Source organism: Pseudomonas sp. F(2018) (assembly GCF_005508865.1).
Taxonomy (GTDB): Bacteria; Pseudomonadota; Gammaproteobacteria; order Pseudomonadales; family Pseudomonadaceae; genus Aquipseudomonas.
In genome coordinates this window covers 323,447-338,721 of record NZ_SCOM01000005.1, presented here as the reverse complement: position 1 = coordinate 338,721, position 15,275 = coordinate 323,447, and the positions used below count along the sequence as shown (strand labels likewise).

Sequence of the window (15,275 nt, the reverse complement as noted above, 5' to 3'; positions counted from 1 at the left end):
CGCCGTCGGCGCGCCGCCCCAGGCGGCGCCGACTGCCGTGCGCCCTTGGGAGCACGCGCTAAGGAGACGTCATGAGCTACGTGATCGACCGGCGCCTGAACGGCAAGAACAAGAGCACGGTGAACCGCCAGCGCTTCCTGCGGCGTTACCGTGAGCACATCAAGAAGGCCGTCGAGGAGGCGGTCAGTCGGCGCTCCATCACCGACATGGAGCACGGCGAGCAGATCAGCATTCCCGGCCGCGACATCGACGAGCCGGTGCTGCACCACGGCCGTGGCGGCCGGCAGAACGTCGTGCACCCGGGCAACAAGGAGTTCAGCGCCGGCGACCATGTGCCACGCCCCTCTGGCGGCGGTGGCGGACGCGGGCCGGGCAAGGCGAGCAACTCCGGCGAAGGCATGGACGAGTTCGTGTTCCAGATCACCCAGGAGGAATTCCTCGATTTCATGTTCGAGGACCTGGAGCTGCCCAACCTGATCAAGCGCCACCTGACCGGCACCGACACCTTCAAGACGGTGCGCGCCGGCATCAGCAACGAGGGCAATCCCTCGCGCATCAATATCGTCCGCACCCTGCGCTCGGCCCATGCCCGGCGCATCGCCCTGTCCGGATCCAGCCGCGGCAAGCTGCGCGAGGCCAAGGCCGAGCTGGAGCGGCTCAGGCGCGAGGAGCCGGACAACTTCGGCGACATCCAGGAAATCGAGGCGGAGATCGAGCGCCTCAGCGCGCGCATTCACCGCATCCCGTTCCTGGACACCTTCGACCTCAAGTACAACCTGCTGGTCAAGCAGCCCAACCCCAGCTCCAAGGCAGTGATGTTCTGCCTGATGGACGTGTCCGGCTCCATGACCCAGGCGACCAAGGACATCGCCAAGCGCTTCTTCATCCTCCTGTACCTGTTCTTAAAGCGGAACTACGAGCGCATCGAGGTGGTGTTCATCCGCCATCACACCAGCGCGAAAGAGGTGGATGAAGAGGAATTCTTCTATTCACGGGAAACCGGCGGCACCATCGTCTCCAGCGCCCTAAAGCTGATGCAGGAGATCATGGTCGAGCGCTACCCGACCAACGAGTGGAACATCTACGGCGCCCAGGCCTCGGATGGGGACAACTGGAACGACGACTCGCCGGTGTGCCGCGACATCCTGATCAACCAGATCATGCCGTTCATGCAGTACTTCACCTACGTCGAGATCACCCCGCGCGAACACCAGGCGCTGTGGTACGAGTACGAACAGGTCAGCGAGACCTTCGCCAATTCGTTCGCCCAGCAGCAGCTGGTTTCCGCCGCGGACATCTACCCGGTGTTCCGCGAGCTGTTCCAGCGCCGCATGGTCACCTGAGGGCCGCCCCATGAGCGCAGCCGAGAAAAGACGCCAGCCGCTGTCCACCGGCTCGGAATGGACCTTCGAGCTGATCCGCGCCTACGACCGCGAGATCGCGCGCATCGCCGAGCGCTATGCGCTGGACACCTACCCCAACCAGATCGAGGTGATCACCGCCGAGCAGATGATGGATGCCTACGCCTCCGTCGGCATGCCGCTGGGCTACCACCACTGGTCCTACGGCAAGCACTTCCTGGCCACCGAGAAGGGTTACTCGCGCGGGCAGATGGGCCTGGCCTACGAGATCGTGATCAATTCCGATCCGTGCATCGCCTATCTGATGGAAGAGAACACCATGTGCATGCAGACACTGGTGATCGCCCACGCCTGCTACGGCCACAACAGCTTCTTCAAGGGCAACTACCTGTTCCGCACCTGGACCGACGCCAGCTCGATCATCGATTACCTGGTGTTCGCCAAGCAGTACATCATGCAGTGCGAGGAGCGCCACGGCATCGACGCGGTGGAGGAGCTGCTCGACTCCTGCCACGCCCTGATGAACTACGGCGTGGACCGCTACAAGCGCCCCTATCCGATCTCCGCCGAAGAAGAACGGCGCCGGCAGAAGGACCGCGAAGAGCACCTGCAGAAGCAGATCAACGATCTCTGGCGCACCATTCCCAAGAGCTCGCGCAAGGGCCACGATCACGACAGCAAGCGCTGGCCGGACGAGCCGCAGGAGAACATCCTGTACTTCCTCGAGAAGCACGCGCCGCTGCTGGAGCCCTGGCAGCGCGAGGTGGTGCGCATCGTGCGCAAGATCGCCCAGTACTTCTACCCGCAGCGCCAGACCCAGGTGATGAACGAAGGCTGGGCCACCTTCTGGCACTACACCCTGATGAACGACCTGTACGATGAGGGGCTGGTCACCGAAGGCTTCATGATGGAGTTCCTCCAGTCGCACACCGGGGTGATCTACCAGCCCGGCTTCGACAGCCCCTACTACAGCGGCATCAACCCCTACACCCTGGGCTTCGCCATCTACTGCGACATCCGCCGCATCTGCGAAAAGCCTACCGAGGAGGACAAGCGCTGGTTCCCGGACATCGCCGGCAGCGACTGGCTGTCCACCCTCAAGTTCGCCATGGCCAACTTCAAGGACGAGAGCTTCATCCTGCAGTTCCTCTCGCCCAAGGTGATCCGCGACCTCAAGCTGTTCAGCGTGCTCGACGACGACCAGCAGGAAGACCTGCTGATCCCGGCCATCCACGACGAGCCGGGCTACCGGCAGATCCGCGAGACCCTGGCCGCCCAGTACAACCTGGGCAACCGCGAGCCCAATGTGCAGATCTTCAGCGTCGACCGTCGCGGCGATCGCTCACTGACCCTGCGCCACCAGCAACACGACCGCAAGCCACTGGGCGACTCTACCCAGGAGGTACTCAAGCACCTGCACCGCCTGTGGGGCTTCGACATTCACCTGGAGAGCATGCGCGGCGATCAGGTGGTCGGCGTGCAGCACGTCCCCCCCAGGGGCGAATCGAGTGACGACAACGAATACCCGCGCCTCGACTTGGTGATCCCGCCCATCTGACTCCTTTGAGCGCAGGAGACGAGGAAGCGCCAGCCGACACTTTCGCTTATCCTCCGCCGCAACGGAGGAATCGACATGCAGATCTACAAGGTTGGCGGCGCAGTGCGCGACCGCCTGCTCGGCCGCGACGTCAGCGACATCGACTGGGTGGTGGTGGGTGCCACTGCCGAGGCCATGCAGGCCCAGGGCTTTCGCCCGGTGGGCGCCGACTTCCCGGTATTCCTCCACCCGCAGACCGGCGAGGAATACGCCCTCGCCCGCACCGAGCGCAAATCCGGCCAGGGCTACGGTGGCTTCACCTTCCACGCCAGCCCGGACATCACCCTCGAAGAAGACCTGACCCGTCGCGACCTGACCATCAATGCCATGGCCGAGGACGATGACGGCCAGGTGATCGACCCCTATGGCGGCCTGCAGGATCTCCAAGATCGCCTGCTGCGCCATGTCTCTCCGGCCTTCGCCGAAGACCCGCTGCGGGTGCTGCGCGTCGCGCGCTTCGCCGCTCGCTATGCACCACTGGGCTTCCGGGTGGCCGACGAGACCCAGGCACTGATGCGCCAGCTGGCCGAATCCGGTGAGCTCAAGGCGCTGACGCCCGAGCGCAGCTGGAAAGAAATATCCCGCGCATTGATGGAGCCGCGGCCGGACGTGTTCATCCAGGTGCTGCGCGACTGCGGCGCCCTGGCCGAACTGCTGCCAGAGGTCGACGCGCTGTTCGGCGTGCCGCAGCCCGAGGCGCACCACCCGGAAGTGGATACCGGCGTGCATTGCCTGATGGTGCTGCAGCAATGCGCCCAGCACGAACAGCCGCTGACCGTGCGCTGGGCCTGCCTGCTGCATGACCTGGGTAAGGGCCGTACGCCGCCAGAGGAATGGCCGCGACATATCGCCCACGAGCATCGCGGGCTCAAGCTGATCGACGCGGTGAACCGGCGCTGCAAGGTGCCCAAGGACTGCGCCGAGCTGGCCCTCTTGGTCGGCGAATACCACACCCACTGCCACCGCGCCCTGGAGCTACGCGCCAGTACCCTGCTGGAGCTGCTGCAGAGCTTCGATGTGTATCGCCGGCCGCAACGCTTCGAGGAGTTCCTCGCCGCCTGTGAGATGGACGCCCGCGGCCGCCTGGGCCTGGAGCAGCGCGACTATCCGCAATCCGCCTACCTGCGCGGCGCCATGCAGGCCGCCCGCGCGGTGGCAGTACAGCCGCTGGTGGAACGAGGGTTCAAGGGTGCGGAGCTGGGCGAGGCGCTCAAGGGCGAACGCCTGAAGGCACTCAAGGCCTACAAGGCAGGAGCCGGCGCTTAAATCGGCGCGGGATTGGCTCGAATCAACGCGGCCGGGGTCAGCTCGGCGCCACGCCACCGGAAGGACACCGGCCATAGCTGCTGGTCGATCTGCGCCTCGCCCCACAGCTCGACCAGCGGCCGGCCAACCACGGGATGAATTTCCTGCGGCGCCAGCAGGGCCAGCGGCCAGAGCACGAAGGCGTTCTTCAGGATCTCCGCCCGCGGCAGTATCAGGCCGTCGAAGTTGCCCGCCAGGCCGTCGTACAGCAGCACGTCGATGTCCAGCGGCAGCCCCTTGCGCTCGGGGGCATAGCGACCGTTGTCGGCCTCGATGAACTTGAGCCGGCGATCCAGCTCGTGCAGCGGCAAGTCGGTGTTCGCGCTGACCACCAGGTTGTAGAAGTTGCCGCTCTTGATCCCCACCGGGCGACTCTCGAACACCGGCGAGCAGCGTAGTTCGCCGAGCAGCTCGCTCAGGGCATCCAGTCCGGCCGTGAGCAGGCGCTCGCGATCGATGTTGCTGCCGAGGCCCAGAAAGACTTGAGTCATGCGCGGCTACGCTCGATTTCCACGCCCACCGCGCGGGCGGCGGGGTTGGCGCCGGGCTTGGTCACCTTGAGGCGCAGCCAGGGCGAGCCGAACTGCGCCAACAGGCTCTCGGCCAGGCGCTCGGCGAAGGTCTCCACCAGTTCGAACTGGGCGGTAGCGGCGAACGCCTGCACATGCTGGTGGACCGCGGCGTAGTCGAGGGCCTTGCTCAGATCGTCGGTGGAGGCGGCCGGGCGAATATCCCAGGCGAACGTCAGGTCCAGCAGCAGGCATTGGCGAATGCCGCGCTCCCAGTCGTAGGCCCCGATCAGGGTGTCGACTTCCAGACCTTCGATGAAAACCTTGTCCAAACCTCGTCTCCGCTGCACGACAAGACCCTTGTCCCGCCGCTAGAATCGGGGCTCCCTCGCCCCGGAATGGATACCATGCTCTGGCTGCTGGCACTGCTCGCCTATCTGCTCGGCTCGCTGTCCTTCGCCATCCTGCTCAGCCGCCTGAGCGGCGGGCCGGACCCACGCGCCAGCGGCTCGGGCAACCCCGGCGCCACCAACATGCTGCGGGTGGCCGGCAAGAAACTGGCCGTACTCACGCTGCTCGGCGATCTGCTCAAGGGCCTGCTGCCGGTGCTGGTCGCCTACCTGCTCGGCCTCGACATCCAGCAACAGGCCTGGATCGGCCTGGCCGCCGTGGTCGGCCACCTCTACCCGCTGTACTTCCGCTTCAAGGGCGGCAAGGGCGTGGCCACCGCCGCCGGCATGCTGCTCGGCCTGTATCCGCCGGCCGCCCTGCTGGCCCTCGCCGCCTGGGCGCTGACCTTCTATCTCACCCGCACCAGCTCGCTGGCCTCGCTGATCGCCACGCCGCTGACCCTGCCCCTGCTGGCTTGGCAGCAACCGGCAGCGCTGCTGCCGATGTGCGTGCTGACCGGGCTGATCGTCTGGCGCCATCGCGGCAATCTACGCGACCTCATGGCCGGACGCGAACGGCATTTCTAAGAGCCCGCTCTGGTACTGGCTGCGCGTCGGCTGAACTGCGTTAAAAGCCGCCCGGGACGCGGCGTCTCGGAATGCTCATTTACCCACGTAAACTGCGCTTCCTCGGCGACTTTTGCCTTGTTCCGCTCTAGCTCGCCAGCACCGGAGCAGACTCTTGCTAATTTATCGGCTCATATGGCCGGCAGGTGCTCCATCGGCCAACGTGCCTGCACCTTGATCTCCGGCCCCTCGTGCTGGCCGGCCAGCAGGCGCTGGCAGCCGGCATAGGCGATCATCGCGCCATTGTCGGTGCAGAAGCGCGGACGGGCGTAGAACACCTTGCCCTTCAGTCCGGCCAGCATGTGTTCCAGGGACCTGCGCAGGGCCTGGTTGGCACTCACGCCGCCGGCGATCACCAGGCTGTTCAGCCCGGTCTGCTTGAGCGCGCGCTTGCACTTGATGGTCAGCGTATCGACCACCGCTTCCTGGAACGCCAGGGACACATCGGCGCGGGTCTGCTCGCTGGCATCGCCGGCGTCGCGGCACTGCTGCCAGGTGTTGAGGGTGAAGGTCTTCAGGCCGCTGAAGCTGAAGTCCAGGCCGGGCCGGTCGGTCATCGGCCGCGGGAAGGTGAAACGCCCCGGCGTGCCGCTTTCCGCCAGACGGGCGATTTCCGGACCGCCCGGATAATTCAGGCCCATCAGCTTGGCGGTCTTGTCGAAGGCCTCGCCGGCGGCGTCGTCCACCGACTCCCCGAGCAGCTGATAGCGACCGATGCCATCGACCCGCACCAGCTGGGTATGCCCACCGGAGACGAGCAAGGCGACGAACGGAAACGCCGGCGGCTGCTCTTCCAGCATCGGCGCCAGCAGATGACCTTCCATATGGTGCACGCCCACCGCCGGAATGCCCCAGGCGAACGCCAGGGCCTGGGCACAGGAGGCGCCCACCAGCAGCGCCCCGACCAGACCGGGGCCGGAGGTATAGGCGATGGCCTCGATCTGCGTGGCCTCGACGCCCGCCTCGCCCAGCACCTGGCGAATCAGCGGCAGCATGCGTTTGACGTGGTCGCGCGAGGCCAGCTCCGGCACCACGCCACCATAGACGCGATGCAGGTCGATCTGGCTGAACAGCGCCTCGGCCAGCAGGCCGCGCTCGCTGTCGTAGAGGGCGACGCCGGTTTCGTCGCAGGAGGTTTCCAGTCCCAGCACTAGCATGGGTTCGAACCTTCAAAAACTGGGCTAAATAAGGAGGCGCGCATGATAATCGCCGCCCCCGGCACCGGCCAGCGCTTTTCGATCAGAGGCTTTGCATTCCACGGCGCGAGGCGTTAATATCCGCAACCCTTGAAAACCGACGTATTCCCGTGCCCTAGCCGGATCGCGTCGTCCATTCGGTAAAACAGTGAAGGTACGACCTGGATGCCAGCCGTCAAAGTTAAAGAGAACGAACCCTTCGACGTAGCTCTGCGTCGTTTCAAGCGCTCCTGCGAGAAGGCCGGTGTCCTGGCCGAAGTTCGTAGCCGCGAGTTCTACGAGAAGCCCACCACCGAGCGTAAGCGCAAAGCCGCTGCCGCTGTTAAGCGCCATGCCAAGAAAGTGCAGCGCGAGCAGCGTCGCCGCGAGCGTCTGTACTGAGTTATCAGTCGCGCCGCTAAGGCTTCCGCAATGCCCGGCTTATGCCGGGCTTTGCATTTTCAGGCTGCAGCTCGCCTCAAGCTCCATCGACTCCGCTTCGCCGACCGGCGAATGACCGGAGTTTTTTCGTTTATGCTCCCGCCTTCGGCAACCGCACGCTGACGACTCCATGGCCGGCCTGATTCCGCAATCCTTCATTGATGACCTGCTCAACCGCACCGACATTGTCGAGGTGGTGAGCTCGCGCATCCAGCTGAAGAAGGCCGGCAAGAACTACACGGCCTGCTGCCCATTCCACAAGGAGAAGACCCCCTCCTTCAGCGTCAGCCCGGACAAGCAGTTCTACTACTGCTTCGGTTGCGGCGCTGGCGGCAACGCCCTCGGCTTCGTCATGGACCACGACAGTCTGGACTTCCTCCAGGCAGTCGAGGATCTGGCCAAACGCGCCGGCATGGACATCCCGCGCGAGGAAGGCGGCCGCGGCCGCACGCCGCGCCAGCCCACCGACTCGCCGCTCTACCCGCTGCTGACCGCCGCCGCCGACTACTACCGCCAGGCCCTGAAGAGCCATCCGACGCGCAAGTCGGCGGTGGAGTACCTCAAGGGCCGCGGCCTGACCGGCGAGATCGCCCGCGACTTCGGCCTCGGCTTCGCCCCGCCCGGCTGGGACAACCTGCTCAAGCACCTGGGCGGCGACAGCCTGCAGCAGAAGGCAATGATCGACGCCGGCCTGCTGATCGAGAACGCCGAGAGCGGCAAGCGCTACGACCGCTTCCGCGACCGGGTGATGTTCCCCATACGTGACAGCCGCGGGCGCATCATCGCCTTCGGCGGCCGCGTACTCGGCGACGACAAGCCGAAATACCTGAACTCCCCCGAGACCCCGGTATTCCACAAGGGCCAGGAACTCTACGGCCTGTACGAGGCGCGCAAGAGCAATCGCGATCTCGACGAGGTCATGGTGGTCGAGGGCTACATGGACGTCATCGCCCTGGCCCAGCAAGGCCTGCGCAACGCGGTGGCAACCCTCGGCACGGCGACCAGCGAGGAGCACCTCAAGCGCCTGTTCCGCCTGGTGCCCAGCGTGCTGTTCTGCTTCGACGGCGACGGCGCCGGGCGCAAGGCCGCCTGGCGCGCCCTGGAAGCCACCCTGCCGAACCTGCAGGACGGCCGCCGCGCGCGCTTCCTGTTCCTGCCCGAGGGCGAGGACCCGGACACCCTGGTGCGCAGCGAAGGCACCGACGCATTCCGCGCGCGCATCAACCAGCACGCCCAGCCGCTGGCCGACTACTTCTTCCAGCAGCTGTCCGAGGAAGCCGATCCGCGCTCGCTGGAAGGCAAGGCGCACCTGGTCACCCTGGCCGCACCGCTGATCGACAAGATACCCGGCAACCACCTGCGCGCACTGATGCGCCAGCGTCTGAGCGAGATCACCGGCCTCTCAGGCGAGATGCTCAGCCAGGTCGCCCAGAGCGCGCCACCCGCCCCTGCGACAGCCGCCAGCAGCCACGAGCCGCCGGCGGACCACGGAAACTACTACGACGCCCAGCCGGAATACGGCGACATCGCCGACTACGCCAACCATATCGAGCCACCGGCCGAGGCCTATGAGCAGAAGAAACCCTGGCAGAAAGGCGAGGGCAAGGCCTGGAAGAAGGACGGCGAGTGGAAAAAGGGTGGCGACTGGAAGAAAGGCTCTCGCGATAACGCCCCGCCACGCAAACCGGTGCATGTGGAGACGCCGACCCTGACCGCCCTGCGCACCCTGCTGCACCATCCGCAGCTGGCCCAGAAGGTCGAGGACGTCAGTCACTTCGCCCACGAAGACGACACCTATGCCCAGTTGCTGGTCGCCCTGGTCGGCACCCTGCAGAAGAACCCCAAGCTGCGCTCGCTGCAGCTGATCGCCCGCTGGCACGGCACCGAACAGGGCCGTCTGCTGCGCGCCCTGGCGGAAAAGGAATGGCTGATTTCGGCGGACAACCTTGAACAACAGTTTTTCGACACTATAACTAGCCTTGTAGGCCGCCAACGTGAGCGCAGCCTGGAACAACTGCTCCGCAAGGCCCGTCAAAGTGAACTAAGCGCAGAGGAAAAAGAGCAGCTGCGCGACCTGCTCAGCCGCAGCGCATCTCCCGTCTCCCCGACCTCAGCTGGCGCGTGAGGTCAATGCTCGGCTATAATGCTCAGCTTATTTTCAGCCCGCCAAGACCTTCAGTGGATAGGGTGCTATGTCCGGAAAAGCGCAACAGCAGTCTCGTTTGAAAGAGTTGATCAGCCGTGGTCGTGAGCAGGGCTACCTGACTTACGCGGAGGTCAACGACCACCTGCCGGAGGATATTTCCGATCCGGAACAGGTGGAAGACATCATCCGCATGATCAACGACATGGGGATCAACGTATTCGAGAGCGCCCCGGATGCGGATGCCCTGTTGCTGGCCGAAGCCGACACCGACGAAGCCGCCGCTGAAGAAGCCGCCGCAGCGCTGGCCGCGGTAGAGACCGACATCGGCCGCACCACCGACCCGGTGCGCATGTACATGCGCGAAATGGGCACCGTGGAGCTGCTGACCCGCGAAGGCGAGATCGAGATCGCCAAGCGCATCGAGGAAGGCATCCGTGAAGTCATGGGCGCCATCTCCCTGTTCCCGGGCACCGTCGACAGCATCCTCGCCGAATACCAGCGCGTCACCACCGAAGGCGGCCGTCTCTCCGACGTGCTCAGCGGCTACATCGACCCGGATGACGGCAACCTGCCGGCCGAGGAAGTCGAGCCCGAGCTGAAGGAAGCCACTGCCGAGGCCAAGGACGACGAGGACGAGGAAGAAGAAGGCGACAGCGATTCCGACGACGAAGGCGATGGCGGTCCGGACCCGGAAGAAGCCGCCCGTCGTTTCGGCGCCGTTGCCGAGCAGCTGGAGAAGACCCGCAAGGCCCTGAAGAAGCATGGCCGCGGCAGCAAGCAGGCGGAGAAGGAGCAGGCGCTCCTGGCCGAGCTGTTCATGCCGATCAAGCTGGTGCCCAAGCAGTTCGACGCCCTGGTCGAGCGCGTACGTGGTTCGCTGGACCAGGTGCGCAGCCAGGAACGCGCCATCATGCAGCTGTGCGTGCGTGACGCCCGCATGCCGCGTGCCGATTTCCTCAAGCTGTTCCCCGGCAACGAAGTCGCCACCGACTGGGCCGCCGGCCTGGCCAAGGGCAAGGCCAAGTACGCCGAAGCCATCGGCAACCTGCAGGCCGACATCCAGCGCTGCCAGGAGAAGATGGTTGCCATCGAGGCCGATGCCGGCCTGGTGATCGCCGAGATCAAGGACATCAACCGCCGCATGTCCATCGGCGAAGCGAAAGCTCGCCGGGCGAAGAAAGAGATGGTCGAGGCCAACCTGCGTCTGGTGATCTCCATCGCCAAGAAGTACACCAACCGCGGCCTGCAGTTCCTCGACCTGATCCAGGAAGGCAACATCGGCCTGATGAAGGCGGTGGACAAGTTCGAATACCGTCGCGGCTACAAGTTCTCGACTTACGCCACCTGGTGGATCCGTCAGGCCATCACCCGCTCGATCGCCGACCAGGCGCGCACCATCCGTATCCCGGTGCATATGATCGAGACGATCAACAAGCTCAACCGCATCTCCCGCCAGATGCTGCAGGAGATGGGCCGCGAGCCGACTCCGGAAGAGCTGGGCGAGCGCATGGAGATGCCCGAGGACAAGATCCGCAAGGTCCTGAAGATCGCCAAAGAGCCGATCTCCATGGAAACGCCGATCGGTGACGACGAAGATTCGCACCTGGGCGACTTCATCGAGGACTCCACCATGCAGTCGCCGATCGAGGTGGCTACCGTGGAAAGCCTCAAGGAAGCCACCCGCGAAGTCCTGGCCGGGCTCACCGCCCGCGAAGCCAAGGTCCTGCGCATGCGCTTCGGCATCGACATGAACACCGACCACACCCTCGAGGAAGTCGGCAAGCAGTTCGATGTCACCCGTGAGCGTATCCGTCAGATCGAGGCCAAGGCGTTGCGCAAGCTGCGCCACCCGACCCGCAGCGAACACCTGCGCTCGTTCCTCGACGAGTGATGACAGAACCCCGGCGAATGCCGGGGTTTTTGTTTATGCCGGCAGACACGCCCAGCTACACTGAAACCATCTACCGCGTTTCCGGAACCGCCCGCATGTCGCGTCCGCTGGCCATTCTCCTGTCGTGTCTGGCGTTCTGGGCGTTGCCGGCGGCCGCCCTGACCCTCAGCCCGGAGGAACAGGCCTGGCTGACCGAGCATCCGCAACTGCGCCTGGGCATCGACGCCTCCTGGCCGCCCTTCGAGTTTCGCGATGAGCAGGGCCGCTACAGCGGCCTCAGTGCCAGCTATGTCGAACTGATCGAAGAGCGTCTGAAAATCCGCGTACTGCCGGTGGAGCCGCGCAGCTGGAGCGAAGTGCTGGCCGGCGCCAAAAGCGGTGAGCTGGACCTGCTGCCCGGCATCATGTCCACCCCCGAACGCCAGCGCGATCTGGTTTTCACCCGCCCCTATCTCGACTTCCCCATCGTCATCCTGGCCCATAGCAGCGGCCCGCAGCCGCGCCGGCTCGATCAGCTGTACGGCCTGAAGATCGCCGTGGTGCAGGACTATGCACCGCACGAACTGCTGCGCAGCCGCCATCCGGACCTCAACCTGCTGCCACTGCCCAGCGTCAACGCCGCCCTGCAGGCGCTGGCCACCGGCCAGGCCGACGCGATGATCGGCGACCTCGCCTCCAGCGTCTGGAGCCTGCGCCAGCTCAAGCTGGAAGGCCTGCTGGTGAGCGGCGAGACGCCCTATCGCTACCAGCTGGCCATGGCCGCGCCGCACGGCCACAGCCCACTGATCGGCATCCTCGACAAGGTCTTCGCCGAACTAACGCCAGAAGAAATCGCCGCCCTGCAGGAGCCCTGGGTCGGCGGCGTGCTGGACGAGCGCGACGCCTGGCAACGCACCCTGCTGCTGTATGGCGTGCCGGCGCTGCTGCTGGCCCTGCTGGTGCTGGCCATGGTGCTGCGCATCAACCGGCGCCTGCGTCAGGAAATGCGCGGGCGCAAGGAGCTGGAAGAGCGCCTGCGCGACAGCGAACAGCATTACCGTGGCCTGGTCGAGAGCCTCAACGCCGTGGCCTGGCAGATGCGCATGGAAGACCTGCGCTTCACCTACGTCTCGCCGCATGCCGAGAAGCTGCTCGGCCACCCCTTAGCGGAGTGGCTGGAGCCTGGCTTCTGGCAACGCGCTCTGCACCCGGACGATGCGGCCCGAGCCAAGCAGTACTGCCTGACAGAGAGCCAGGCGGGCCGCGACCACAGCCTGGATTACCGGATGCTGGCGGCCGACGGCAGTACCGTGTGGATTCGCGACATAATCACCCTGATCCCCAGCAGCGACGGCACGCTACTGCGCGGGCTGATGATCGATATCAGCGAGGCCAAGCGGGTCGAGCAGGCCCAGCGCCTGTCGGAAGAAAAATTCGAGCTGGTGTTCCACAACTGCCCGGACATCCTGGTCATTGCCCGGCGCCTGGATGGCGTGCTGCTGACGGTCAACCGCACGTTCGAGCAGCAGCTGGGCATCAGCGCCCAGGAAGCCATTGGCAAGACCGCCACCGAGCTGGATATCTGGGGCCTGCCCAGTATCGGTCCGGTGCTGCTCGACCGCCTGCAGCAAAGGATCCTGAACAATATCGAGATGCCCTTCCGCCGCCGCAGCGGCGAGCAGTTCACCGGCCTGATCTCCGCCCAGCACATCGAGATGGACGGCCAGCCGGCGCTGGTAATAGCGGTACGCGACATCACCGAGGTGAAACGCACCCAGCAGCAGCTGCAGCTATCCGAAGAGAAATTCGCCAAGGCCTTCCATGCCTCACCGGACGGCCTGCTGATCACCCGCGTGCGTGACGGCATGATCGTCGAGGCCAACGACGGCTTCTTCCGCATCACCGGCCACGACAGCCACCAGGCAGTGGGGCATACCACTTTGGAGATCGGCCTGTGGGCCGACCTGCAGGACCGCGACAGCATGATCGAGCAGATCCGCGCCAATGGCTCGATCAACGATTTCCGCGCCTGGATCAACACCAGCAACGGTCAGCGTCGCCTGGGCGATCTGGCGGTGCAGCCGATCATGATCGAGGGCGAGCCCTGCATGCTGATCATCGCCCGCGACATCACCGAACGCGAACAGATGCAGGAGCGCCTGCACCAGGCCGCCACCGTGTTCGAGAGCACGGCCGAGGGCGTGATGATCACCGACCTCGATCAACGCATCACCGCCGTCAATCGCGCCTTCACCACCATCACCGGCTACAGCGAAGCCGAGGCCCTGGGCCAAAGCCCACGCCTGCTGGCCTCGGGCAGACACGACAGCGCCTTCTACGCCGCCATGTGGCACCAGCTGGCCGCCGAGGGCCACTGGCAGGGCGAAATCTGGAACCGGCGCAAGGATGGCGAGCTGTTCCCGGAGTGGCTGACCATCAGCGCGGTGCGCGACCAGAGCGGGCTGATCACCCACTTCGTCGGCGTGTTCGCCGACATCAGCTCGCTCAAGCATGCCCAAGCCCGACTCGACTACCAGGCCCACCATGACCCGCTCACCGGCCTGCCCAACCGCATGCTGTTCGAGAGCCGCCTGGACAACGCGCTGAACGACGCGCGCACCGACCACAGCCGTGGCGCCGTGCTGTTCCTCGACCTCGACCGCTTCAAGCACATCAACGACAGTCTCGGCCATCCGGTCGGTGACCTGCTGCTCAAGAGCATCGCCCAGCGCCTGCGCGAGCAGCTGCGCGACGTCGACACGGTAGCCCGCCTGGGCGGCGACGAGTTCATCGTGCTGCTGCCCGGCCTGCACCAGCCACGCGATGCCGAACGGGTCGCCACCAAGCTGCTGACCTGCTTCAACGCGCCGTTCCAGGCCGACGGCCACGAGTTCTTCATCAGCTCCAGCATCGGCATCAGCCTGTTCCCAGAGGACGGCAACGACGTCGCCACCCTGGTGAAGAACGCCGACGCGGCCATGTACAGCTCCAAGGCCAAGGGTCGCAACCGCATCGAGTTCTACACCCGTAATCTGACCTTCCAGGCCACCGAGCGCATGACCCTGGAGCTGGAGCTGCGCCGCGCCATCGAGCGCGACGAGCTGAGCCTGCACTACCAGCCCAAGCTATGCCTGCACAGCGGGCAGCTGGTCGGCGCCGAGGCGCTGATCCGCTGGAACCACCCGGTGTTCGGCGAGATTCCGCCGGATCGCTTCATCCCGCTGGCCGAAGACAACGGCATGATCCTCCAGCTCGGCGACTGGGTGCTGCAGGAGGCCTGCCGGCAGATGCGCGAATGGCAGGACAGTCACGCGCCCTTCGGCCCGCTGTCGGTCAACCTGTCCGGCAGCCAGCTGCGCCAGACGCAACTGGTCGAGCGCATCGCCGGCACCCTCAGCGACTTCGGCCTGGCCGCCAGCAGCCTGCAACTGGAGATCACCGAGAGCTTCATCATGACCCAGGCCGAGGAAGCCCTGCTGATCCTGCATGAGCTGAAGAAGCTCGGCCTGCAGCTGGCCATCGATGACTTCGGCACCGGCTACTCCTCGCTCAGCTACCTCAAGCGCCTGCCGCTGGACATCCTGAAGATCGACAAATCCTTCGTCCGCGGTCTGCCCGGCGACCCGGACGATGCCGCCATCACCCGCGCCATCATCGCCCTGGGGCGCAGCCTGCAGATGACGGTGATCGCCGAGGGCGTGGAGACCAAGGCCCAGGAGCTCTTCCTCACCAGCGAAGGCTGCGAGCAGATCCAGGGCTACGTGATCAGCCGCCCGCTCTCCGCCGAGTCCTTCGCCGCCAATTTCCTCGGCCCATTGCCGATTGGCAGCGCGGAAAAGGCGCCGGTATAATCCG

General features: G+C 65.4%; 11 protein-coding genes. 8 read left to right on the top strand and 3 right to left on the bottom strand.

All coding sequences use genetic code 11. From position 1 onward, the window contains the following. Positions 1-71 precede the first annotated feature (71 nt). The 3 genes from FFS62_RS21075 to FFS62_RS21065 all read left to right on the top strand — a co-directional run bounded on the left by FFS62_RS21075 (position 72) and on the right by FFS62_RS21065 (position 4,224). Positions 72-1,343, top strand: coding sequence for a YeaH/YhbH family protein (locus tag FFS62_RS21075; protein WP_137974812.1), 1,272 nt, complete (start codon positions 72-74; stop codon positions 1,341-1,343). A gap of 10 nt (positions 1,344-1,353) precedes the next feature. Then, positions 1,354-2,919: a SpoVR family protein gene (locus tag FFS62_RS21070; RefSeq protein ID WP_137974811.1), complete on the top strand. Its 1,566-nt coding sequence runs from the start codon at positions 1,354-1,356 to the stop codon at positions 2,917-2,919. 75 nt (positions 2,920-2,994) lie between these two features. Continuing rightward, the gene (locus FFS62_RS21065; RefSeq protein WP_137974810.1) at positions 2,995-4,224 is read left to right on the top strand and encodes a multifunctional CCA addition/repair protein; all 1,230 of its coding nucleotides are present in this window, start codon (positions 2,995-2,997) and stop codon (positions 4,222-4,224) included. Here the strand turns inward: FFS62_RS21065 and folK are convergent. Beyond that, positions 4,221-4,754, bottom strand: coding sequence for a 2-amino-4-hydroxy-6-hydroxymethyldihydropteridine diphosphokinase (folK, locus tag FFS62_RS21060; RefSeq protein ID WP_137974809.1), 534 nt, complete (start codon positions 4,752-4,754; stop codon positions 4,221-4,223). The genes FFS62_RS21065 and folK overlap by 4 nt on opposite strands. Continuing rightward, complete coding sequence (folB, locus tag FFS62_RS21055; RefSeq protein ID WP_137974808.1) at positions 4,751-5,104, bottom strand: dihydroneopterin aldolase; 354 nt, start codon at positions 5,102-5,104, stop codon at positions 4,751-4,753. Before folB ends, folK begins: the two co-directional genes overlap by 4 nt. A 75-nt stretch (positions 5,105-5,179) precedes the next feature. Here folB and plsY point away from each other — a divergent pair, with 75 nt between their 5' ends. Next, positions 5,180-5,749, top strand: coding sequence for a glycerol-3-phosphate 1-O-acyltransferase PlsY (gene plsY, locus FFS62_RS21050; RefSeq protein ID WP_137974807.1), 570 nt, complete (start codon positions 5,180-5,182; stop codon positions 5,747-5,749). 170 nt (positions 5,750-5,919) lie between these two features. Here the strand turns inward: plsY and tsaD are convergent, their stop codons facing one another. After that, positions 5,920-6,945 carry a tRNA (adenosine(37)-N6)-threonylcarbamoyltransferase complex transferase subunit TsaD gene (gene tsaD / locus FFS62_RS21045; RefSeq protein ID WP_137974806.1) on the bottom strand — a complete coding sequence of 342 codons (1,026 nt, stop codon included), beginning with the start codon at positions 6,943-6,945 and terminating at the stop codon, positions 5,920-5,922. A 204-nt stretch (positions 6,946-7,149) separates the two neighbouring features. On the opposite strand from tsaD, the gene rpsU reads away from it, so the two are divergent. From rpsU to FFS62_RS21025, 4 genes are all read left to right on the top strand, one after another. Beyond that, complete coding sequence (rpsU, locus tag FFS62_RS21040) at positions 7,150-7,365, top strand: 30S ribosomal protein S21 (protein WP_021702507.1); 216 nt, start codon at positions 7,150-7,152, stop codon at positions 7,363-7,365. Positions 7,366-7,534: 169 nt separating this feature from the next. Then, positions 7,535-9,529 carry a DNA primase gene (gene dnaG, locus FFS62_RS21035; RefSeq protein WP_137974805.1) on the top strand — a complete coding sequence of 665 codons (1,995 nt, stop codon included), beginning with the start codon at positions 7,535-7,537 and terminating at the stop codon, positions 9,527-9,529. Positions 9,530-9,596: 67 nt separating this feature from the next. Then, positions 9,597-11,441: an RNA polymerase sigma factor RpoD gene (rpoD, locus tag FFS62_RS21030; protein WP_137974804.1), complete on the top strand. Its 1,845-nt coding sequence runs from the start codon at positions 9,597-9,599 to the stop codon at positions 11,439-11,441. Positions 11,442-11,536: 95 nt separating this feature from the next. Then, on the top strand, positions 11,537-15,271 hold the full coding sequence (locus tag FFS62_RS21025; protein ID WP_137974803.1) for a bifunctional diguanylate cyclase/phosphodiesterase: 3,735 nt from the start codon (positions 11,537-11,539) through the stop codon (positions 15,269-15,271). Positions 15,272-15,275: the final 4 nt, after the last annotated feature.